The organism is Paenibacillus germinis, assembly GCF_013141785.1.
Taxonomy (GTDB): domain Bacteria; phylum Bacillota; class Bacilli; order Paenibacillales; family NBRC-103111; genus Paenibacillus_E; species Paenibacillus_E phytorum.
Genome location: NZ_WHOC01000149.1, coordinates 225,873 through 247,639, shown reverse-complemented (window position 1 = coordinate 247,639; position 21,767 = coordinate 225,873). Strand labels below are relative to the sequence as shown.

Annotated in this window: 17 protein-coding genes, 1 riboswitch and 1 other annotated feature; of the genes, 12 read left to right on the top strand and 5 right to left on the bottom strand. The window is 44.0% G+C overall.

What is annotated here, in order from left to right:
* Nucleotides 1-10: 10 nt before the first annotated feature.
* Together GC102_RS28585 and GC102_RS28580 are read left to right on the top strand one after the other, a co-directional pair.
* On the top strand, nucleotides 11-1,444 hold the full coding sequence (locus tag GC102_RS28585) for an NAD-dependent malic enzyme (RefSeq protein ID WP_171692506.1): 1,434 nt from the start codon (nucleotides 11-13) through the stop codon (nucleotides 1,442-1,444).
* On the top strand, nucleotides 1,441-1,683 hold the full coding sequence (locus GC102_RS28580) for an HPr family phosphocarrier protein (RefSeq protein ID WP_171646211.1): 243 nt from the start codon (nucleotides 1,441-1,443) through the stop codon (nucleotides 1,681-1,683). Before GC102_RS28585 ends, GC102_RS28580 begins: the two co-directional genes overlap by 4 nt.
* Nucleotides 1,684-2,057: 374 nt before the next feature.
* Here GC102_RS28580 and GC102_RS28575 read toward each other — a convergent pair whose 3' ends face one another.
* Nucleotides 2,058-2,264, bottom strand: a complete 207-nt coding sequence (locus GC102_RS28575) for a YrzA family protein (RefSeq protein WP_047673864.1) — start codon at nucleotides 2,262-2,264, stop codon at nucleotides 2,058-2,060.
* A 184-nt stretch (nucleotides 2,265-2,448) separates the two neighbouring features.
* Here GC102_RS28575 and GC102_RS28570 point away from each other — a divergent pair, with 184 nt between their 5' ends.
* The 8 genes from GC102_RS28570 (at nucleotide 2,449) to GC102_RS28535 (ending at nucleotide 16,330) form a co-directional block, all read left to right on the top strand.
* Complete coding sequence (locus tag GC102_RS28570; protein WP_171692550.1) at nucleotides 2,449-4,203, top strand: ABC transporter ATP-binding protein; 1,755 nt, start codon at nucleotides 2,449-2,451, stop codon at nucleotides 4,201-4,203.
* The gene (locus GC102_RS28565) at nucleotides 4,187-5,989 is read left to right on the top strand and encodes an ABC transporter ATP-binding protein (protein WP_171692505.1); all 1,803 of its coding nucleotides are present in this window, start codon (nucleotides 4,187-4,189) and stop codon (nucleotides 5,987-5,989) included. Before GC102_RS28570 ends, GC102_RS28565 begins: the two co-directional genes overlap by 17 nt.
* Nucleotides 5,990-6,344: 355 nt before the next feature.
* Nucleotides 6,345-6,430, top strand: a riboswitch (cyclic di-GMP riboswitch).
* A gap of 93 nt (nucleotides 6,431-6,523) precedes the next feature.
* The gene (locus GC102_RS28560) at nucleotides 6,524-8,194 is read left to right on the top strand and encodes a pyridoxal phosphate-dependent decarboxylase family protein (RefSeq protein WP_171692504.1); all 1,671 of its coding nucleotides are present in this window, start codon (nucleotides 6,524-6,526) and stop codon (nucleotides 8,192-8,194) included.
* Between the two features lie 7 nt (nucleotides 8,195-8,201).
* Entirely contained in the window at nucleotides 8,202-9,938 is a 1,737-nt protein-coding gene (locus tag GC102_RS39705; RefSeq protein ID WP_171692503.1) for a methyl-accepting chemotaxis protein, read from the top strand.
* Nucleotides 9,939-10,106: 168 nt separating this feature from the next.
* Nucleotides 10,107-12,344 (top strand): GDYXXLXY domain-containing protein, encoded by a 2,238-nt coding sequence (locus GC102_RS28550; RefSeq protein WP_171692502.1) that lies wholly within the window; start codon nucleotides 10,107-10,109, stop codon nucleotides 12,342-12,344.
* 57 nt (nucleotides 12,345-12,401) lie between these two features.
* Nucleotides 12,402-13,268, top strand: a complete 867-nt coding sequence (locus GC102_RS28545) for an EamA family transporter (RefSeq protein WP_171692501.1) — start codon at nucleotides 12,402-12,404, stop codon at nucleotides 13,266-13,268.
* Between the two features lie 48 nt (nucleotides 13,269-13,316).
* Nucleotides 13,317-13,537 (top strand) — a binding site (T-box leader).
* A 79-nt stretch (nucleotides 13,538-13,616) separates the two neighbouring features.
* A complete protein-coding gene (locus GC102_RS28540) occupies nucleotides 13,617-15,503 on the top strand; it encodes an arginine--tRNA ligase (protein ID WP_171692500.1) in 1,887 nt (628 codons plus the stop codon).
* A 197-nt stretch (nucleotides 15,504-15,700) separates the two neighbouring features.
* On the top strand, nucleotides 15,701-16,330 hold the full coding sequence (locus tag GC102_RS28535) for a hypothetical protein (RefSeq protein ID WP_057306470.1): 630 nt from the start codon (nucleotides 15,701-15,703) through the stop codon (nucleotides 16,328-16,330).
* 217 nt (nucleotides 16,331-16,547) lie between these two features.
* On the opposite strand, the gene GC102_RS28530 is transcribed toward GC102_RS28535, so the two are convergent.
* The 3 genes from GC102_RS28530 to panD all read right to left on the bottom strand — a co-directional run bounded on the left by GC102_RS28530 (nucleotide 16,548) and on the right by panD (nucleotide 19,049).
* Nucleotides 16,548-17,753: a threonine synthase gene (locus GC102_RS28530; protein ID WP_171692499.1), complete on the bottom strand. Its 1,206-nt coding sequence runs from the start codon at nucleotides 17,751-17,753 to the stop codon at nucleotides 16,548-16,550.
* A 149-nt stretch (nucleotides 17,754-17,902) separates the two neighbouring features.
* Complete coding sequence (locus GC102_RS28525; protein WP_171692498.1) at nucleotides 17,903-18,655, bottom strand: YheC/YheD family protein; 753 nt, start codon at nucleotides 18,653-18,655, stop codon at nucleotides 17,903-17,905.
* On the bottom strand, nucleotides 18,648-19,049 hold the full coding sequence (gene panD, locus GC102_RS28520; RefSeq protein ID WP_171692497.1) for an aspartate 1-decarboxylase: 402 nt from the start codon (nucleotides 19,047-19,049) through the stop codon (nucleotides 18,648-18,650). Before panD ends, GC102_RS28525 begins: the two co-directional genes overlap by 8 nt.
* A gap of 248 nt (nucleotides 19,050-19,297) precedes the next feature.
* Here panD and GC102_RS28515 point away from each other — a divergent pair, with 248 nt between their 5' ends.
* Both GC102_RS28515 and GC102_RS28510 read left to right on the top strand, forming a co-directional pair.
* Complete coding sequence (locus tag GC102_RS28515) at nucleotides 19,298-19,963, top strand: ABC transporter ATP-binding protein (protein WP_171692496.1); 666 nt, start codon at nucleotides 19,298-19,300, stop codon at nucleotides 19,961-19,963.
* Nucleotides 19,951-20,694 carry an ABC transporter permease gene (locus GC102_RS28510; RefSeq protein ID WP_171692495.1) on the top strand — a complete coding sequence of 248 codons (744 nt, stop codon included), beginning with the start codon at nucleotides 19,951-19,953 and terminating at the stop codon, nucleotides 20,692-20,694. Before GC102_RS28515 ends, GC102_RS28510 begins: the two co-directional genes overlap by 13 nt.
* 139 nt (nucleotides 20,695-20,833) lie before the next feature.
* Here the strand turns inward: GC102_RS28510 and GC102_RS28505 are convergent, their stop codons facing one another.
* Nucleotides 20,834-21,601: a sulfite exporter TauE/SafE family protein gene (locus tag GC102_RS28505; protein WP_171692494.1), complete on the bottom strand. Its 768-nt coding sequence runs from the start codon at nucleotides 21,599-21,601 to the stop codon at nucleotides 20,834-20,836.
* Between the last annotated feature and the right edge of the window lie 166 nt (nucleotides 21,602-21,767).

The window sequence follows — 21,767 nt, the reverse complement described above, 5'->3', positions numbered from 1 at the left end:
GGAGTTCACTTTGAAAGACACGATTGGTGGCAAAAGCATTATTCTGCGTGTGGAGCTGCAAACAGAAGCGGTTCATTTTGGACAATTAATCACCGTCATTACGGAAAATGGTGGGGATGTTATTGCCATTGACGTTATCCAAACAGGTCCAAATTGGACGGTTCGTGATATTACTGTCACAGCATCCGAACAGGTTCAACTTGAGGCCGTCACAGGCGCCATCAAATTGCTACAGGGTGTAAAGCTTGTTCATGTATCCGATCGCACCTTCCTGCTTCACCTAGGTGGCAAGATCGAGATGAAACCTAAGGTGCCGATTCAGAATAGGGACGATCTGTCTCGCGTTTATACACCCGATGTTGCGCGAGTTTGTATGGCGATTCATGAGAAGCAGGAGAATGCGTACAAGCTTACGATTAAGCGAAATACGGTTGCTGTTGTTTCGGATGGCAGTGCGGTGCTAGGTTTGGGTAATATTGGACCCTACGCAGCTATGCCGGTCATGGAAGGTAAGGCGATGCTGTTCAAGCAGCTCGCGGATGTCGATGCCTTTCCAATCTGCCTAGACACGCAAAATACGGAAGAAATCATTACCACGATTAAGAATTTAGCCCCTGCTTTTGGCGGGATCAATTTAGAGGATATTTCTTCGCCGCGTTGTTTTGAAATTGAGGAAAGGCTGCGCGAAGAGCTTGATATTCCTGTATTCCATGACGACCAGCATGGGACGGCAGTCGTTCTGTATGCGGGGCTCATTAATGCACTGAAAGTCGTTGGGAAATCGATTAACGAAGCAAAGGTTGTCATTTGTGGAATTGGGGCAGCTGGCATAGCTTGTTCCAACATACTACTCGCAGCAGGTGTCAAGGAATTGATCGGAGTTGATCGAGAAGGGGCTTTGGTGAGCAGTACTTCGTATAGCAACCCCATGTGGAACTGGTATGCGGAACGAACCAACCCAAATCGACTTACGGGTTCCTTGCACGAAATCATTGAAGGTGCCGATGTATTTATCGGCTTATCCTCAGGTGGTGTGCTGAAGCGGGTCGATGTTGAACGGATGTCGCCGCATCCAATTGTATTCGTGATGGCGAATCCGACACCGGAGATTCATCCCGATGAAATTGAAGATATTGCAGGCGTAATAGCGACGGGAAGGTCTGATTTCCCAAATCAGATTAATAATGTCCTATGCTTCCCAGGTATATTTCCAGCCGCATTAGATTGCCAGGCTACAACAATTAATGAGGAAATGAAGCTAGCTGCTTCCGCGGCCATCGCCTCAGTTGTAGCTCCGCAAGAATTGAACAAATTGTACATTATTCCAAGTGTTTTCAATCAAGAGGTAGTTAGACGTATTCGAACAGGAGTCATTGAAGCAGCAATAAGAACCGGAGTGGCTCGGAGAATGCCGCGCGAATTCAGGTCAGGGGGAACTATATGAGTGGACTGGACACAAGAGCGATTGTAGAAATCAATCAGTTGGCTAATCAATTTCAATCGAGCATTGTTATCAAAGTGGGCAAACGTTTCATCGATGTCAAAAGTATTCTTGGTCTTAGCATTACGCTTTTCAGCAACGAGGTGTATCACTTAGAAATTCATGGCCCCGACGAAGCTAAGGCTAAGCTTGCCATGGAGCAACTATTTATCAAACATGGGCTTCCGCTAAGCGAAGTTTAATAGGAATATGGGTTGTCATTGAGGGAAACACCTAGTTCAACACCAAGCGAACCACCAATGCACCACCAAATCCAACACTTGGTGAAAACATCAAACGCAACACCAAATGAGGCAATCCAGAACTTGGAGCAAAAAACCTTCAACACCACTTTCTTTTAAAGTGGAGTTGAAGGTTTTTTTTAGTAGATAAGAAAGTAAAAGTTTTATACTTTTGCTTCGCATCTACTTTGACAAACGCGCTCGTCCCTGAAGGACGATGGAGTCGTTTATCCTTGTCCCAATACTTCTGTTCATGACAAGGGATTAGGAAAGCAAGTTGTACAGCGTACAACAATTTCCTGGATTTCTTCATGTTAAACGGATATGTTCAAAATTTACTTTACCTTAAAATGCACAACTGCGCTGTACAGCATTTTACCCGCGTTCGGGTCGAACACAATGTGATGCTGAATCGCGAAGACGTCCAGCAGTAAAGCTTTGTTGTTATCGATTTGCTCGTTGATTTGCCGTTCCAGCGTTTTCATATCATAAGCTTGAAAAAATTCGATTTTATTATCTATGCGATCCAAAATAAAGTCCATGATCTTAATCCTCCCTAAGCTAAATTGTAAAGTTTAGACAACTTCTCTTATTATAACGTCAATATCTGATATAGGAAGTACATAAGAATAGGCGTATACTGTAAGGGGATACATGACCGCATGTTCAGATGGATCGGGAATACCTCATTTGCTAGACAAACTTGTAGTAGGAAGTGATGTCGTTTTGAAGTCTACACGGTTATTGGTTGATTTCTTCAAAGAGAAATGGCCGTTGTACGTTGTAGCCGCATTGTCCATTTCTTTAGGCAACATTGTTCACTCGTATTACCCCAAGCTGCTCGGCATGTTTACAGACCAGCTGCAGCAAGGACTTTTGAACAAAACTCTAATTGTTGACTACAGTCTAAAGCTGCTGATGATTGGCGTTACATTCGGTGTTTTAGCAGCCATTGGTCAGTACATGATCATGCGTAACGGAAGACGCTTCGAGTTTGTTTCAAGAAACCGCTTGTTTAACCATTTCACACAGTTGGGCGCAACATTTTACTCAAAGAACGGCGTTGGTAAGCTGCTTAGTTATGTGATGAATGACGTAACTGTCATTCGAGAATCGATTTCCATGGGGATTAACCACGTGGTAAACTCCGCGATTTTGATCACGGCTGTCATTCTTATGATGCTGTTCAGTTCGATCCCGCTTTATCTAATTCTCATCTGTATATTGCCCTTATTGCTTATTCCTGTTCTAACGGTTCGATTTCAGCCAATTATTAAAAAACATTCTTTACAGGTACAAGAAGCATTAGGCAAAATGACGGAGTCGGCCGAGGAGCAATTCGGAGGCATACGGGTAGCCAAGAAATTTGCGGTGGAACCGATCATGGTTCGCAGGTTCAGCGATACGGTAGATCGGATTCGCGACAACCAATTGAGATTGGTTCGGCTATCTTCCTTATTTGAAGCACTTATTCCGTTTCTGGGCGCAATATCGCTGATCATCGCGATTGCTTTTGGGGGCTATTTGACCATTCAAGGGCGGATTACGATTGGCCATTTCGTTGAATTAACGCTATACATACGGATGATGGTAAACCCTTTACAGCAAATTGGCCGCGTCATTAATGCCATGCAGCGCTCTCGAGCTTCGCTTGAACGAATGAATGAGCTGCTCGATTTGAAATCCGAAATTGTGCAAAAGGAGCTTGCTCAAATATCCGATCTCGATCACGAGGGAATTCGGATTGAACACTTGTCTTTTGCCTATCCAGATGACGAAGACGAAGTGCTTCATGATATAACGTTAACGATTGAACCTGGTAAATCCATTGGCATTATCGGAAAAACAGGCAGTGGTAAATCGACGTTGGTGAAGCTAATGCTTAGAATATACGACCCACCGGAGGGAACGGTATGGATTGGGGATACGGATATTCGCGATGTGACATTAGAAAGCTTGCGAAATCAAATCGCTTATGTTCCGCAAGAGGGGTTCTTGTTTAGTACGACCATCCGCGATAACATCGCCTTTTATAAAAGAGAATCACCCTTAGAACAGGTTGAGCGTGCTGCCAAGAAAGCACAAATCCTCTCCAGCATTACGTCATTTCCGGAAAAGTTTGAGACGAAGCTGGGTGAGCGCGGTGTCACCTTATCAGGAGGGCAGCGTCAACGAACAAGCTTGGCCAGAGGGATCATTAAGGATTCTCCTTTAATGATTCTAGACGATAGTGTAAGCGCTGTAGACTCTGTGACGGAAAGGCACATCATCGATACAATCCGCAAAGAGCGATTGAACAAAACGACCATTTGGATCGCTCATCGGATCTCCGCTCTGAAGCATACGGATGAGATTATCGTGCTTCATGAGGGCAGGATTGTGCAGCGCGGTACGCATGAAGAGCTAATTGCGCAAGAAGGCTTGTACGCCGAGCTTCATGCGATACAAGAGGGAGGTAGCGACGATGCCCAAACAGAGTAACAAAAGCAATGAGGAGCGGCAGAAGACGCGATCTTCCTTTCGTTTTTTATTCGTTTATGCCAAACCCCATAGGTTTACTTTTGCAGCTGTTTTATTTTGCGCGTTACTTGGGATAGCAGCCGATTTGTTTCAGCCTTATCTGGTTAAGATCGCGATTGATGATAATTTGATGATTGGGAAAAATGACTATCGCTCCCTGCTGCTCATTTGCTTGTTCTATGCTGGTCTATCCATCAGTAGTTTATTCTTCAGTTATCTACAGAACAATTTATTGCAGTTTGCCGGCCAAAGCATCGTCGCCAAAATACGCAAGGATTTGTTCGAGCACATTTTTAAACAGTCGATGTCTTATTATGACCGGACGCCAAGCGGCAGCCTGATTACACATGTCTCCAGTGACACAGAAACGCTGAATCAGTTTTTTACTCAGGTTCTTCTTAGTTTGGTACGCGATGGTATGACACTCGTATTCATCATTGTGCTGATGTATCATTTGGACCCACAGCTAACGATGTACAGCATGATCGTGATCCCTATCATTGTGATTATAGCGGTTAGCTTTCGCAGATATATGCGCAAAACCTATCAGCTCTCGAGGACGCAGCTGTCTCAAATGGTTGCTTTTGCCGCTGAGAATTTATCTGGGATGCATCTCATTCAAGCTTTTCATCAAGAGAAGGAACAGATGAATCGCTTCACTGAGCGGAATCTTGGGTATTTTCGTGCGAATTTGAGAGAAATTCGTACCAATGTTTTGTTCAATCGTTCCTTTGATATTTTGGGTAATTTATCGGTAGCCTTTATAACTTGGATTGGCGGTATTGCCGTCTTCGATAAAACGATTGAATTCGGTGTTTTGTATGCTTTTATAACGTATATCCGGCAGTTTTTTCAACCGATTAATAACATTACTCAGCAGTGGAATACCCTTCAATCTACGACGGTGTCTGTAAATCGAATTTGGAATATCTTCACCATTCAACCGGAAGTACAGGATAAGGGAGGCGTGTCCTCACCCTCGTTGTCCGACGTGAAGGGAGACATTCATTTCAACCATGTGCATTTTGGCTATTTGAAAGATACAGCTGTTATTGAGGATCTAGAGCTCCATATTGAACCCGGCGAAATGATCGGTATTGTGGGGACAACTGGCGCTGGTAAAAGCTCGCTGATTAGTCTGCTTTGCCGCTTTTATGATGTGCAGGAGGGAAGTATCCGCATTGATGGCACGGATCTTCGTGATATCCCGCAGGCCGTACTACATCGTATGGTTGGACTCGTACAGCAGGAACCGTACTTATACGCAGGCAGCATTTTGGAGAATGTCCGGATGTTCGATGAAACCATAACGCGTGAGGAAGTGATAGAGGCATGCCAGATGGTTGGGGCAGATATTCTCATTTCACGAATGAAGGATGGTTATGAAACACGCATATCCGAGAGAGGAAGCGGGCTTTCCGCAGGAGAAAGACAGTTGATCTCGTTTGCGCGAATTATCGTATTCCAGCCGAAAGTACTGATTCTAGATGAGGCTACAGCGAATTTGGATTCACAAACGGAGCAGTTGATTCAATCCGCGCTGCAGGTTGTAGCTGAGGGAAGAACGACACTTGTTATCGCGCATCGCATCTCGACCATTATGCATGCCAACCGCATCATTGTGATGAGCCAGGGGAAAATTGTTGAAGAAGGTAATCACGCTCAATTACTTGCGCTCCGTGGCTACTACGAGCAATTATATCTGCATTCACAGGGGAATATGGATGCTGCACAAACCATTTCGTAGCATGAATGCACCGCAACTGAGGGTGTGAAAATAAGCTTTGTCCGACTCCTTATTTGGAAGTCGTGATGAAGCTTGTTTTATTTATATGTGTGATAAAAGTCCTAGAGGGATTCCGCAAGACTCTATCGTATATTGCATAAATAGATTGGTATAACTGTCTCGAAAAGAGACAAATGGGCCTATTTTACCAGTGGTCAGGGAATATGTTAAAAAAGCAATTTAGTTACAATATAATAAATTTACAAACAATAATGGAAAATTGTGTTGTTTTATTTAATTTACTATACTATACTAATGTATAAAATTGTAAAGTTTTGCTGTCGATTATTGTCGAAGATGGGATTTTTCACCTACAACTTTATAATGGCAAACCTATTGAAAAATAGGGACGCAAAGCTAGAGGGACTACATCCAACAAGGATATGTCAGCCAGTTGCATTGTAGCAATTGGTGGAATAGGGCATTTATGCCTGTGTTTCTCCTTTTTTTTGTGATCATTTTCTTCAAGCAATTCTATCGATAGGAGAGAAATTAATGAGAGAGAAAAGACTAACGAATGTACAACAATTATTCCCCAGTGAGGATGGAAACCAACAAACGCGACAAATGGTTTTGCGACTCATTGAACAATTAGTAACAGGAGTGGATGATCTCAAAAACCCGGACGGCGTCAATCTTAAGGGTGAGAAAAACCGAACAGGGACTTTTTATAACAATCTTATTCGAGATAGCTCCATCCCTAATGGCAGCGTCCCTTTAGAGGAAGTTAATACAGAGTTATTGAAATTGCTGCATGATCATCCTTATCATACGAAATATTTTTTGACGAATATTTTGCCGATGGCAAGCATCCCGGGAATTATGGGCATGATCGCGGCGTTTTTGGTGAACGGCAACAATTTATGGGATGTATACGGTCCAGCCGGAGCTGAAGCGGAAGTAAGGGTAATCAGCATGATGTCCAAATTAATAGGCTATGATGCGCTGAAAAGCGGCGGGTATACGACGTGGGGCGGGCAAGGAGCTGTATTCTCAGGACTCCGAATAGCGATCGCCAAATTCGTTCCGGATTCATTACAAAAAGGTGTTCCCGACAACTTGTATGCTTTTTGTTCCGAAGCCGCTCACTACAGCTTGTTTAAATCTATGGAGGCATCCGGCATTGGGAGCGATCGATTGATCAGAGTTCGCACGAATGCTGACAGCTCTATGGATGTGGATGATTTGCTTGTTAAAATGGAAGAAGTGATCGCTCGAGGCGGAATCCCGATTTACATTGTAGCTACGACAGGAACGACGGATGCCATGGGGATTGACGATTTGGAGCAAATCTATGCGGTGTCTGACAAGGTAGCCGTTCATCATGGGTTGCTTAGACCTCATATTCATGCAGACTCTGCTTTAGGTGCATTCTTTGCTTTCTTTAATGACTATGATTTCACCACCAATCCACTCGAATTAAAGAAAGATGTCGCTCAGGCTTTAATTTCTATCCAAAGCAAGATGAAGCATTTGCATTTGGCCGACTCGCTCTGCTTCGATTTTCAAAAGCTAGGGCAAACCCCTTACCTGACAAGCCTATTTCTGGTCAAGGATGCCGCCGATTTAAGGCTCATGGATCTGCATCCGGATGAAACCCCCTATGTCGGACATCGAGGATACGGACAGTATCATACTGGGTATACGTTGGAGTGCTCGCGCATGGCTAGCTCCATCAGTATATACAGCGCTCTGCTTGCATTCGGCATTCAAGGGTATCAGCAATTGCTGGCTCAGTTCGTTGAGGTTAATCTCGCTTTCCGGGAAGCGCTGCGCCAAGAAATTCCTCAAGCTGAAATCGTCAATAACGACAATCCTGGCATCATTACCCTATTTCGTATATACCCAGAAGGCAGTCCGCATTTTCACGATGAAATTTCTGGCAAGTGCACTCTTAAGGAAATTGAGCGGAATAATAAATTTAACGAACGTTTATTCGAAATGCTTGGGAATCATCGCGACCGCATATTCTTTGGCGACACCAAAAAGCATTTGCTTGTTCAAACGAAGGATGCTAATTCTATTGCTCTGTACGCGACAAAGATTTTTGTCATCTCCCCTTATACAGAGACAAAACATGTGCATGAAATCATTCAATATTTGAAGGAAACTGTAGCGCAAGTCTATGAGAAATATTCCGAAACATCGATATTAAGCAGGAGGTAATTGAAAAGTGGCAAAGCATGCTCCAAATAAAATAATAAACTGGTTCAGAGGACAAATCGCGGTGAAGATGACGAGCAGTATCTTACTGCTTCTGCTATTCGTATGCGCAGCCTTCACTGTCTCTTCCTATTTGGCAAGCAAAAGTTTAACAACGAAGCTTGAGGATCAATTCGTTCTAAGATTAACCACAAATATTGAAAATGTTTCGAAATATATGACTTCTATTCCCGAACATGCAGATGAAATTACAGGCAAAGATAAACCGGCCTATACCAAAATTAAACAGCAGTTTGAACAATTTAAAAAGCAAGACTCTCTTGAAAATGTTTATGTTTTACAGAAAGTTCAAAATAAAGATCAAATCGTCATTTTAACTGGCGTTGATGAAGATTTCGGCACCGAGTATCCTTTTACGCCAGAGATGAACAATGCGATCAAGGATGACAAACTAACGATCAGTGAGATTTACAAGGACGAATTTGGTATACATAAATCGGTCTTTGTCCCTCTCAAAAACGCTAAAGGCGAAAACGTCGGAATTGTCGGCATTGATTTAGATGCCTCGGTCGTTCCCAAAACGAAGCAAGAATTGTTATGGACAACCTTAACGATTACCTTAATCGTTATAGTCTTAGGCGGTCTGATAGGCTATTTCATAAGTCGAAGTGTGACGAGACCGGTCATTCAACTAATGCGAGTAACAGAGAAGGTTGCTGCTGGAGATTTGTCTGCACAAGTCTCTATCCAGCGAGTTGATGAGATCGGTAAATTGGCTAATGCTTTTAACGAGATGCGTCAGAGTTTAGATTCCCTGATCCGCCAAATATTTTCTTCATCCAACCTTATTACCAATACAAGCGCGCAATTGTATCAGTCTGCGGACGAATCCAGCTCTAGTGCTGGGCAGGTTGCCGTTTCTATGAACAGCATGAACGAAGGGGTTGCTGAAGTTGTTTCTTCCATTACAGAGAGTACTTCATCCATCGTTGAGATCAATACGGAATTATCAGAGGTAACATCTGAAGTCAAAGAGATGCAGGAAATGGCCCATAAGGTAGGTGCTCAATCTGCAGACGGCCAGCAGCTTGTAGAGAAGACATTACATCAGATGAATGTGATTCAGAAAGAGATGAAGCATTCCCAAGAAGCCGCACAGCAGCTAGGAAACCGCTCGAAGGAAATCGGGGAAATTATTCATATCATCACCGAAATTGCACAACAAACGAACCTACTGGCTCTGAATGCGTCCATTGAAGCGGCACGTGTTGGAGAACAGGGGAAAGGCTTTGCCGTTGTCGCTGGTGAAGTGAAGAAGCTGGCGGAGCAATCCACAAAAGCCGCAAGCTCGATCACCGAGCTCGTTTCCAGTACCCAAAATGACAGCCTACTTGTCATGGAGAGCATTGTTCAAGGAAATCAAGCAGTTGAACAAGGTCAGAGCTGGATTAATGAAACATATGAAAGTTTTAAAGTTATTTTTAACGGTATTTCTGTTTTCTCCAATCGGACAGACCACTTGATCAGTACTTTAGTGAGAGCAGAAAGATCCTTTGAGATCATTTCTAACGCCATGCAGAAAATCTCTGGGATTACAGAGGAACAATCTGCAGGCTACGAGGAAGTAGCGGCGGCGGCTCAAGAGCAAAGTGCTTCCATTCAAGAAATTACTTCAGCTATTCGCCAACTATCTGATATGGCTGTTGTTCTGCAAGGTTCCGTTCAAAATTTTAAGATTACAAATTGAAAATAACGGCTTTGTTCATTTGATTACTTGCCAGCCTAGTGCTGGCTTTTTGTTATTTTAAAGTCGTAGTCATCCATAGGCTAATGATCTGGTACTAGGAATAGATAGTACTTCTCAAACTGCATATCTCTAGTACAATTAGAAGTAAGCGAGAGGAGGAATATCATCATGAAATCCAAATTTGTTACGATTCAACTAGGCTATGTTTTGGGAGCTAGTGCGCTACTAACCGCCATTGTATATTTTTTCGCTACGAATTGGGAGAAATTAAACCGCTGGGAGAAATTCATTCCTGTCTTTGTGCTCATAATGGGCTTTTACGGCTTATCTCTATGGCTTTCTCGCCAAAATGGCAGGCAGTTTCTAAGTAAACTTAGCCTGTTCGCGAGCTGTATATCCTTCGGTGTAGGTGTTGGACTCATTGGGCAAACCTACAATTCTCATGCTGACAGTTACAGCTTGTTCGCCGTATGGTTCATTCCGGCATTTTTACTTGCCCTATTAACTAGATGGCAACCTTACTATGTACTGGCGTATATTTTAGGTCATCTCGCTTATGGGATTTATTTCTTCGGACGTTGGGGAGGGAGCTCAGATGCGGAAATCATCCAAATTATCATCTGGCTCGGAATCGCCATTGCGAATGGCATCTTGTATGTTCTGACCGAGCGGGGGCGATTGCACTCATCTTTTCTCAAATGGATCTCTTTTCAAGTTGGGATGGCAGTTTTGGTCGTGGCTTCAAACTCACAAGCGTACGAAAAGTACGGTGTCTTAATGAACTTACCTCTCGTTCTAGTACTTGCGGCAGCCGTTTACTATACACACAAGACGAGGAACAAAGCTTATCTATTGTTTGCTGGTTTGTGGGTATCCATCACGGTGACAGTCAAATATATCGAGCTTATTATCCAGCATTATAACGAGTTCTTTTTCATTGCTAGCTTGTTGTTTATTATCTTGTTCATCTTTGCGAATGTGAAGTTTATGAACTTTATTCGCTCTTGGAATCCTGCATCCAAGCAGTTGGATCCGGAAAATCGCTCAAATTTAGAAACTTCGGATCAAGCGAAGCCGGATGGAGATTTTACCAAATGGGTCGTTCGTGTCCTCACGGTTTCGGTCATCATTATTGGTTCGCTTCTGGGAAGCTTGACGATCATTGGGATCGTTACAGTTGTACTAGGATTTGATGAACCAGAGAATGTGCTTATAGGTTTTGGTATTGTCACTGTCATTGCGATGATCATAGCGAAAAAACTAAATTCATTAGTACGATACACAATTCTCATTAGTGGATTGCTGCTTGGCGCCGGAGCGGCTGTTTTTACAGAAAATGTTCCTATTCTCTTGGTTTTCCTAGCGCTTACGGTTGCAGCTTTCATCTACATTGCTGGGTTGGTACATCGTATATTCTTCTTTCTTACTGGTGTCATTATTGCTTCCTTCGTACTTTTCAATTGGATAGATAGCGGAATAATTGTGCTTACTGTGCTTACCGCTTTATTATTCGTTATCTTTGCCAGTGGTCAGGTCATAGCCAATGCGGGAGTCAGACAGCCTATTCTTTACAGCAGTTTTCCTTCATTTTTGTTAACTTTATTTGCCTTAACTTTTATGGCGGAGTCATCTTGGTATTATATAGCCAATGTGCTGTTCTTTATCGTCGTTTTTCTCGCTTTAGTCATTAGCAGACAACTGCATATCAAATGGATTTACGCATGGTCAATGGGCTTCTGGATTGCTTTCCTGGTATACAAATATTACGATCTCGCCTGGAAGCTTCTGCACAAATCGATTAGCTTTGCGGTCATCGGGATTTTGGTTCTTGCTTTTACGGTTTGGTATGAAAAAAGACATCGCTTGGAAGTAAGCGAGCAACCAGAGGCTAGCTCTAATTATGCAATGAATCGCTGGATTATTGCTCTGCTAGTTCTGCTGCAAGTCATGGCAATGTCCTTACAAATTGGCAAAAGTGAGTGGCTGCTTGCTCACGGACAGCTGATTAAGCTGCAGCTTGAACCTCTTGATCCACGTTCTCTCATTCAGGGTGATTATGTGCGTTTACGCTATACGATATCTGAGCCGCCTCTATATGCAGATGAAAATCAAGATGCAGATTCTAAGGGGAAAATTACAATCGTTCTCGCTCCGAACCAGGCGACAGGTGTTTACGAGTACCGCCGCGTGTACACCAAAGGTGAAACATTAGCACCGGGAGAGGTTCGCTTGAATGGAAAAAAACTCGGTTACGAGGGTATTGAGTTCGGCATTGAGACTTATTTCATTCCGGAAGGAACAGGCCGTATATATGAAAGGGACGCCAAATTTGCTGAAGTAAAAGTATCTGCTGGCGGAGATGCGATCCTTGTGCGTTTATTGTTACAACCAAGTGTTGTCCAATAAAGATTAATGTGGTAAAATTACCCGATCTTTGCTTAAAAGAAAGGGGTAACTGTTCTCATGTGGCTTATATTTTCAGTACTTGCGGCTGTCAGTTTCGGGCTGCGAGGCATTCTATATCATTGGACCAGCCAGCAATCGCTGAATCGAAATGTGCTGCTATGCGGCACATTTTTTATGGGGGCGCTCGTCAGCATTTGCTGCGCCCTTATTACTCAGCAAGAGTGGACGGTGTCTGCTCTGATTGGTGTTCAGATGGGGTTGTTCTCCTTTGGAGCCAATGCCAGTATGTTCAAAGGCTTTGCGGTAGGCAAAGCCTCGTTAGTTGCTATCCTCACCGGTTTGCCATCGGTCGTTGTGGTTTTTGTCGCATTTCTACTCTGGGATGAACGACTCAATTTATGGCAATTTTTTGCCTTCATTGTGATCGTTGTAGGAATTTTATTCGTTCGTTACTCGAATGATATCACTTTAAAGAACCTGCAAGGAGCCGGATGGGGTGTGCTTGCTTTGTTTCTTTTTGCCGGGAATGATTTGTCTAGCAAATGGACAACCATCGTTTCTGCGCCATTATTTCCAACGCTATTTTTTATGTTTGCGACGGGGACTTGCTGTTTTGGATTATGGTGGTTGAAGGACAGGGCCAAGGATAAAGGAAAGGAAGTTGCGCCAGCCAGTTGGACCGAACGTAGAACCTTCTTGATCGGAATGGTCATCGGGATCACAAATGTCATTGGTATGATCTTCATTATTCATGCGTTCGATCAGGGGAAAACGGGGTTAGTTTCCGCAGTTGTTGCACTTAATGTATTGATAGTTTTATTGTATACACGGTTTGTATTGAGGGATAAATTCTCGAAAATGGAGCAATCCGGCTTAGCTTTAGCGTTCATTGGCATTATGATGATGAAATTAGTTGCATCTTGACAACACATTATTATTGCTGTAATATTCAGTAAATTCTTAATTTCATAAGCAACATTGGTGAACAGGACAGTAATTCTTGTCGGACAGTCGCAGCGAGCCGGAGCAGGTGGGAACCGGTACGAATGTCAAGAGTGAAGCGGGCCTGGGAAATGGTCTTCCGAAGGTACGTTGTAGGAAGATCCGGCATAAGCCGTTATCGTTGGAGTGGTTAAACCAGTGGTTTAACACTTAGAGTGGTACCGCGGGAATGAACAGCTCTCGTCTCTTATTGTAGAGACGGGGGCTTTTTTGCGCTTTTCTGCCAAAAACATTCGCTGTTTCGCATTATCCTATTAGGAGGAATATTCCATGATTCAGCAGCTTCTAACGAATGAAATCAAGCTTCATGTAGATGTTTTATTTCAAGAGTACGGAATTGAACAGCCTGCGACTCTGAAAATCTTGACGGAGCACCCAGCTCATCCTGAGCACGGTGATTACAGCACGAATGTAGCTATGCTTTTAGCAAAAATAGTTCGTAAAGCTCCTTTGCAAATCGCGCAAGAGCTTCAACAGCGCATAGAAAAGAACGGGTGTGTTCAAGGCTTATTTGCCAAAGTGGCTGCGGTGCCGCCGGGGTTTCTGAACTTTTATATAGATTGGGACACCTGGTCTACTGGTCATTATGGTGCTGCACAAGGGCTTGATGACCAAAGAAACAAAACAAAAATATTGATCGAGCATACGTCAATCAACCCCAATAAAGCCGCTCATGTTGGCCATTTGAGAAATTCCTGTATCGGTGATTCGTTGTCACGCATGCTCTCGCAAGCAGGTTATCAGGTGGAGGTGCATAACTATATTGATGATCTGGGGAATCAATTAGCGGATACCGTGGTGGGCATTCTTCATACACAAACAGAAGAGACTTTTAATCGATTTGGCGACTTTTGTTGGGAGACCTACGCGAAGGTGAATCAGGCTTACAAAGTGCAGCCGGAGCTTGTAGAGCAGCGTTCTACCGTTCTTCATGCGCTAGAGAGCGGGCATTCCAATCTTGCATGGATGGGTGCTTTGGTGGCTGAAAGGATTGTTCGCGAGCAGTTGGAAGAAATGAAGCAATTCGGTATTAAATACGATGTGCTGGTTTGGGAAAGCAGTATTGTGAGAGCGGGATTTTGGGATACAACCTTCGAGCTGCTGTGCCAAACAGATATGTTTCATAAGGTGACGGATGGGAAATTAGCAGGCTGCTGGGTATTGAAGAATCTAGAAGAAGGAGCTGCTTCAGTTGGAGAAAGCACGGATTATCAAGGGGATAAAGTGCTCGTTCGTTCCAATGGTATTTTAACGTATACAGCGAAGGATATAGCCTATCATCTATGGAAATTCGGTGTGCTGTCGAATGATTTTGTATATCAAAAATGGGAGGAAGGACTATGGTCCACAGCTTCCCAGGGCAAGAAGAAATCGATAGGGCAAGCGGATGCTGTCATTAATGTCATTGATTATCGTCAGCAATACCCGCAGGAGATGGTAAAGCTAGCTCTAGAAGTGTTGGGCTATGAGCAGCAGGCGAGTCAGCTTAAACACGTGAGCTATGGAGTCGTTTCCTTAAGCCCGGGAACTGCTGCAGGACTGGGTATTGATATTTCGGAGGGCAAAAGCTCCTATGCGATGTCTGGGCGCCAAGGGATTGGAATTAAAGTCGCGGACCTACTAGATCGCATGGAGAGAGTCATTGACGCTAAACGCTCAAGAAAAGCGGGGATTTCCAGCAGATCGATAGCTGCGGCTGCGATCCGTTATTATTTGCTGAAATATCAGCTGCAAACGGAAGTTATTTTTGACCTGGAGCATGCGACGGAAATTACCGGGAACACGGGCGTCTACTTGCTTTATGCCTACACAAGAGCAAACAGTATTTTGGACAAAGCGAAGAAAGATACTCGTCTGTCACGAATGGAGGCAAAGTTCGATGGGACTCTGTTGGAAGAACAGGAATATCAACTTTTGAGGCACGCCGCCTATTGGCCCGAAACACTGGAAACTGCCACAAAACAATTGGCACCTAGCATACTCTGCCATTATGCTTTCGAGCTAGCTTCGCTTTTTAATCATTTCTACAGTGTTTGTCCGGTTTTAAAAGGCAGTGAAGAAAGCATCGCCCATCGCCTTTGGATCACGCAAACATATAAACAAACCATGCATCAGGTACTGGAAGTACTGGGTATGCCGACGCCAAAACGATTGTAACCGGAAAAACACTCGCATTCATCCCCGCTAGAGCAACGATCGGTCAAGGAGGCAATGCCATTTCGATTAATGCTTCGGAAGTCGGGGTTGTCCGCATTCGTCCTTAAAAATGCAACATAAGCTTTCTGATCTTGATCAAATGCGGTACAATAGGGATATTCGTGCCAATTTGAATGATTCAGGAGGCTTTAACCACAATGACAGAAAAAGATATCGACACACAAGCTCCAGTAGATAACGAACAAGACCAAGAACGCGAACAGGCCCAAATCATTATGACTTGGTTTCAGCACATTCAAGAAGTAATGAAAGAACAATTTCCCGAATATGAAGTAGATGGACAAATCGGCAATAATCCGACTTATGGTCCAATGTTTGCCTTCACACTTAAAAATGATGAAAAGTCCACATCATGCGGATTTTTCTTGAATGAAATTATGAGAAACTTCCAAACGAATCCGAATGCAGGGCTGTGGTTATCGTCCTTCTTCGTAGACTTGCTAAGAAGCCCAGAAAATCATCCACTGCCGAATCCTCCTCAATCGGAAGATGAAGCCAAAGAGCTGCTGGATAAACATATTGTTCCTTATTGCGCGGCTACCGTGCGAGAAGAATTCCCTGATCAAAAGATCTATGTTGACTTGGAGCTTCATGAGGAGCATGGTCCAGTCCTAGAGGCTGGCTTCGTAGCTGTTGAAGACGGCAATAATACGTGTGCGCTTCCGCTGCAATATTTAATGACGTTATATTTATTGAATCGTGACCCGGCAGAGCCTTTAATTCAAGCGATGTATCGGTTGTATGAAGAAAATAATTTAGGTCAATAAGGTTGAAAATGAACAGCCAGGAGGGTTTCCTCCTGGCTGTTCATTTTGGTTTGATTTGGTCTGGTTTGGTTTGTACGGGGTTAGGTTATATTTTGATTGATTTAATTTGTTTTTTGTTTAATATGGTTTGATTTAAGGATTTTATAGCGGAATAGTCTTCCTATGAATAGTCTTTTCTGTGTTTGCAACTTAGGAAGTTGTACAGCGTACAACATTCCTACAAACGGAGATAATCCTCATAGCTTCTAATAATCGGAAGTGCAGAGATGGAACCAAACTTCACATATTTCATCGCGTGCGACGTATTAAAAAGCACAATGGAATCGCTCGGACGCAGCCATCCGCTGTCGCAGAGGGCGAGCAGACCTGCCCAAGTTGCCGATCCTTCGGGGGACGAGGAGATGCCCTGCGAGCCTAAAGTGCGAGTGGCCTCGGCAATTTGGCTCTTGGACAGGGCGATGGCTGTGCCGCCGCTTTGTTCCACAATCGACAGGATGAACGCCAAGTCTGGCGGATTCGGTACGCGCATACCTGTCGGACTTGTTTCTACTCCGGCAGCTTGGGCACTTTCAGCTTGGTTGCATGTTATGCCGTCGACAATTGGCTGGCATCCCTCTTCCTGCACGCAAACGAATCTGGGCATGGGACCGTCAATCCAGCGGAGTGCTTTGAGCTCCTGGAAAGCTTTCCACATGCCAATAATACCGGAGCCGCCGCCAGTTGGATAGATGATGACGTCGGGGAATGTCCAACAAAGTTGTTCGGCGAGCTCAAGTCCCATTGTTTTCTTGCCCTCTACACGTCCGGGCTCCTTCAATGTGCCGACGTTTACCCAGCCCTGATCTTGTTTACCCGCTTCAATGATTGCTGCTGCATCATGAATGAAGCCGTCGACGAGGAAGGTAGCAGCTCCATATAACGGACATTCGTCCACGATTAATGGCGGGCAATCCATAGGGATAAAGACAGATGCCTCGATCCCTGCACGCCCTGCATAGGCGGCTAATGCGCCCGCGGCATTTCCATTGGATGGAACGGCCGCTTTCGTCGCTCCCGCTTCCTTGAGTAAGGAAACAGCGACGGAGAAGCCCCTCGACTTAAAGCTCCCCGTAGGGTTCTGCTCTTCTCTCTTGATCCATAGCCTTTTAATAGGCAGCTTCTGTTCCCATTCCTGCATGTGCAAGAGTGGCGTCCAGCCTTCGCCTAGGGTGACGATACAATCAGGGTTACTCACAGGAAGCAATTCTTTATATCTCCACATCGACGGGTAGCGTGTTTGTAAAGCTTCCTTCGTTAATGTTCTCGCTATGTGCTCCAAGTCGTAATCGACCAATAAAGTACCACCGCATTCGCATTTCATTTCTTGATAGCGGAAAGGGAGCCTTGCAGAACATCGTGAGCAATAAAGCCCCAATCGGTTCATCTCCGGGCCTCCTCAAAGTTTTCAAAAGGAAAACTATTATAGTTTTAATTTGAGTTTAGCTATTACAAACTCTTATTTAGACTATTACCAAGAGGCGAAGAAGGAAACGGCTTGTGTCTTTTGATTTATTTTATTTTTCGAACTTATTTTTACGATTCATTTATTGGTATGTTTTTGCGAAATGACTTCATCTTATGGAACATCGACTTATCCTTCAGTTTCAAAAATAGCCCAAGCATAGGAATAAAATTAACCTCAATAATCCAAACATTTCCCTCTTTGTCCAAAGCCATATCAATCCCCATCGTACGCACCCAAGGATAAAAAGGACCTAGTTTCTGAGCGGCTTGTAAAGCAACTTTATCGAGCTGTGAGAGGAGGTCGGCAGCCCGCATCGTTTTGAGCGCCGAATTTTTGAGAGCATGCTCCACGGATACGACCTTGCCGCTGCTCAGGCGAATATTCGTTACGACAAAGCCTTTCCCGGCCACTTTGGCCAGTTTTCCGGTCACTTCCCAAGGAGATTTGAGGCGGCGCTGCACCATCACTCTAAGATCAAAAGGGCGGTCGTTCACTGTGGCAAGCGGAATTCGCTGCTGAATGATGTTGTTCTTGCTTGCTTGCTTTTTGATATAGGCGTTTAATTGGCTTTGTTGTGTAAAAATTTTCTTCGTAGCGCCATCCTGTACCTCATATGTGGAAGGAGCCATCTTTTTGATCCGAATGACACCATTGCCCCCATAGCTCCCAGTCGGTTTAATGATGAGCTCACGGTATTTTTTTATCATGCGCCAGAAAGAGCTCTTTCGCAGCCATGCTGTTTCTGGAAGATTCACATTAAGTTTAGACGATTTCCGCAGCAGCTTATATTTGGTCCATTTGCTTGTGTTTAGTTTAGTCATTGGATTTCATTTCTTGTTTGAGAATAACTAGATCATGTTCTTCAACCCGGAGGAGTTGATTTCGTTCATCAACGAAAACCACTTGAGGTTTGAGGTTGTTAATTTCTGTTTCATTCATAAGTCCCATACTAAGAATAATAACAAGGTCGCCAGGAGCAAAGAGGTGGGCAGGGGGACCATTCAAACCGATCTTGCCGCAGCCTTCCGGCGCAGGTATCGCGTATGTTTTCCATCGGGTGGCGTTTCGCAGGCTTGTGACTTGAACCATTTCATAGGGTAAAATATTCGCTTTGCGCATCAATAAACCATCTATGGTAATGCTTCCCACGTAATCCAAATCGGCCTCCGTTACCGTCGCACGATGGATCTTCCCTTTACACATAAGTCGCTGCATATGCAGTAGCTCCTTTATCATCACATTGGGTATTCATCACAAAGTATGACTAAGGTCAGTCTCCTGGTGTAGGCTAAAGCCTATTTCCAACGAAAAATAGGTTAATGCCACGTTGAATTATGGCTGTGATATACTAATTAAACGGATATATGTAAAACTTGGGTAGTTGGGAGTGAAAAGTTCTGCAGCCTATTCTGGTTATTGAAAATCTACATAAGAAGCATCCAAACGAAGGCCTGACGCCTTTAATGGAGCAAATAAATACGAACGTCTTGCCCAAGGATCGTATTGCGATTCTAGGTCCTTCCGGCCAGGGGAAGAGTACACTGCTTCGGATATTGTCCACCTTAGAAAGCATGGATGGCGGAAGCATATCCTTGCATGGACGACTTGCTGCGAGCTGGGGACCAAGTGAATGGCGGAAGAAGGTCTGCTATGTCCCCCAGCAGCCGGTTATGCTTCCTACTACGGTCGCTGACAACCTAGCTTTGGCGAGTAAACTGCATCAGCGTAATTTCGATAAACCATTAGCGCTTAGCTTGATGGAGCAGGTTGGGCTCGGTGACCTAAATTGGTCTCAGAAGGCGGCAGATTTATCTGGAGGACAGAAGCAGCGGGTTCAACTAGTGCGGTCAATGCTGCTAGGAGCGGATATTCTCTTACTTGATGAAGTGACTTCTGCGCTTGATTCACAGAGCAAGCAGGCAGTAGAAGATACCCTGATGAATTGGCTTGAAGAGCGGGGAGGCGGGCTTATTTGGGTGACGCATGAAATGGAGCAAGCCAAAAGGGTAGGCAATCGATTCTGGTATTTGAATCGTGGATCATTAACTGAATCTGTACCAGAAGAAACAGTTGAATGGACGGATTCATTCTCAATCGATGGGGGGATGGATTCAACGTGTCTACCCTAGCGTTAGGCTTTACATTGACCTTTGTCATGATTACGGTGGCCTTATCTAAATGGCAGAAGCTTGGGCTTGAGAAGGACATTGCCGTGGGAACCATTCGTGGAGCCTTGCAGTTGTTATTCATTGGGTATGTGCTTCATTTTATATTTCAAACGGAGCATTGGGGACTCATCTTTATTATCATTGCGATTATGATTCTGATTGCTACACACAATGCGGGCAAACGCGGAGAAGGATTAAAGGGGATATATTGGAGAATAGCTGCTGCAATTGCTGTAACAGAAACGTTAACAATGTCACTCATGCTTGGTTTACATATTATCAAGCCAACGAGCCAATTCATTATCCCAATAAGCGGTATGACAATTGGTAGTTCGATGATTGTTTGTGGATTGTTTTTAAATCAAATGAATCGTGAGGTGCAATCGTCGCGCGGGGAAATTGAAGCGCTGCTAGCTCTCGGATCTTCGGTTAGACAGGCTATTCAGCAAGCACTGCAGCGCTCTGTGAAGGCCAGCATGATTCCGACAATTGACGGAATGAAAACTGTTGGACTCGTTCAGCTTCCTGGAATGATGACGGGGATGATTATCGCAGGCGCAAATCCTGTGGAGGCGGTTCGGTATCAAATGTTGATTTTGTTTGCCTTCACAGCAGCAGCGGCTATTACAAGTATCATATTGAGCATACTTAGCTATAAATTGTGGTTTACTCGGGAAATGACGTTGAAGTAAAGGGACGGATATTTCCCGGGGAACCGCACAAAACGACATGTTATGAGTACAACAAGAAGCATCCGAGTAAACTTAATCGGATGCTTCTTTGTATCGATTATCGGTTTTAGGGAAATAAAAACGGAGCCTTAGCTCCGTTTCATCCTATTAATTTAAGGCCGCTAATTAATACCAGACTGGCAATAATCGTGCGTAGAATATTGGTCGGTGCCTTGGCAGAGAGCATGCTGCCGATAACGACGCCGGGAATGGAACCGATGAGAAGATTGAGGACAAGTGTATAATTCACATTTCCCATACTTGCGTGCAGAATACCTGCAGTCGTCGCAAGAAAGAAAGCGTGAGCGATGTCAGTTCCTACGAGCTGAGCAGGGATCATACGGAAAAAGTAAAGCATCGCAATGGCATACAGGGAGCCGGATCCAATGGACGTAAGTCCGACAACAAAACCCAGTACAGCACCAATGGTGATGGTTAGTCCTCGTTTCTCCTCTAAAGATTTGAGCTGCCAGCGATTTTCTTTGATCTTATGACCGAAGAAAACTTTAAACAAGGTAGCAAACGCTACCAAAATCAAGACGTAACCAAGAGCATGCTTAATAATGATCTCTTGATTATGAAAGAACGAATTGAATAATTTCAAAAAGATTACGGCTATGATTACACCTGGAATACTACCCATAGCCAGCATTTTGACCAGCTTGAAATCAATCGTTTTCTGCCGCCAATGCTGAATCGTGCCAAAAAGCTTTGTAATCGAATTGTAAAGCAGGTCTGTTCCCACGGCAATTGAAGGATTAACACCAATCAGGATCAAAATGGGGGTGAGCAGCGAAGCTCCACCTACACCAGTCAATCCGACCATAAAACCAACAAATACACCCATAAATAAAACTGTTAAAGTCATGTTGTCATGTCCCCAATCGAATTACCCACTAACCATATTGGATTAATTTTATTACATAGAAAAGCATTATGTAAAGGGAAATTTTAATTTACTTTTAATTGACTTCATCATGCTCTGAACATGCTATTCATTCATTCTGGAATCAGTTACAATATATGGATGTGAA

Coding starts and splice junctions, on each gene's coding strand:
- GC102_RS28580 (WP_171646211.1), top strand. CDS start 1,441: ATGAGTGGACTGGACACAAGAGCGATTGTAGAAATCAATCAGTTGGCT.
- GC102_RS28575 (WP_047673864.1), bottom strand. CDS start 2,264: ATGGACTTTATTTTGGATCGCATAGATAATAAAATCGAATTTTTTCAA.
- GC102_RS28565 (WP_171692505.1), top strand. CDS start 4,187: ATGCCCAAACAGAGTAACAAAAGCAATGAGGAGCGGCAGAAGACGCGA.
- GC102_RS28560 (WP_171692504.1), top strand. CDS start 6,524: ATGAGAGAGAAAAGACTAACGAATGTACAACAATTATTCCCCAGTGAG.
- GC102_RS28550 (WP_171692502.1), top strand. CDS start 10,107: ATGAAATCCAAATTTGTTACGATTCAACTAGGCTATGTTTTGGGAGCT.
- GC102_RS28545 (WP_171692501.1), top strand. CDS start 12,402: ATGTGGCTTATATTTTCAGTACTTGCGGCTGTCAGTTTCGGGCTGCGA.
- GC102_RS28540 (WP_171692500.1), top strand. CDS start 13,617: ATGATTCAGCAGCTTCTAACGAATGAAATCAAGCTTCATGTAGATGTT.
- GC102_RS28535 (WP_057306470.1), top strand. CDS start 15,701: ATGACAGAAAAAGATATCGACACACAAGCTCCAGTAGATAACGAACAA.
- GC102_RS28530 (WP_171692499.1), bottom strand. CDS start 17,753: ATGAACCGATTGGGGCTTTATTGCTCACGATGTTCTGCAAGGCTCCCT.
- GC102_RS28525 (WP_171692498.1), bottom strand. CDS start 18,655: ATGACTAAACTAAACACAAGCAAATGGACCAAATATAAGCTGCTGCGG.
- panD (WP_171692497.1), bottom strand. CDS start 19,049: ATGCAGCGACTTATGTGTAAAGGGAAGATCCATCGTGCGACGGTAACG.
- GC102_RS28515 (WP_171692496.1), top strand. CDS start 19,298: ATGGAGCAAATAAATACGAACGTCTTGCCCAAGGATCGTATTGCGATT.
- GC102_RS28505 (WP_171692494.1), bottom strand. CDS start 21,601: ATGACTTTAACAGTTTTATTTATGGGTGTATTTGTTGGTTTTATGGTC.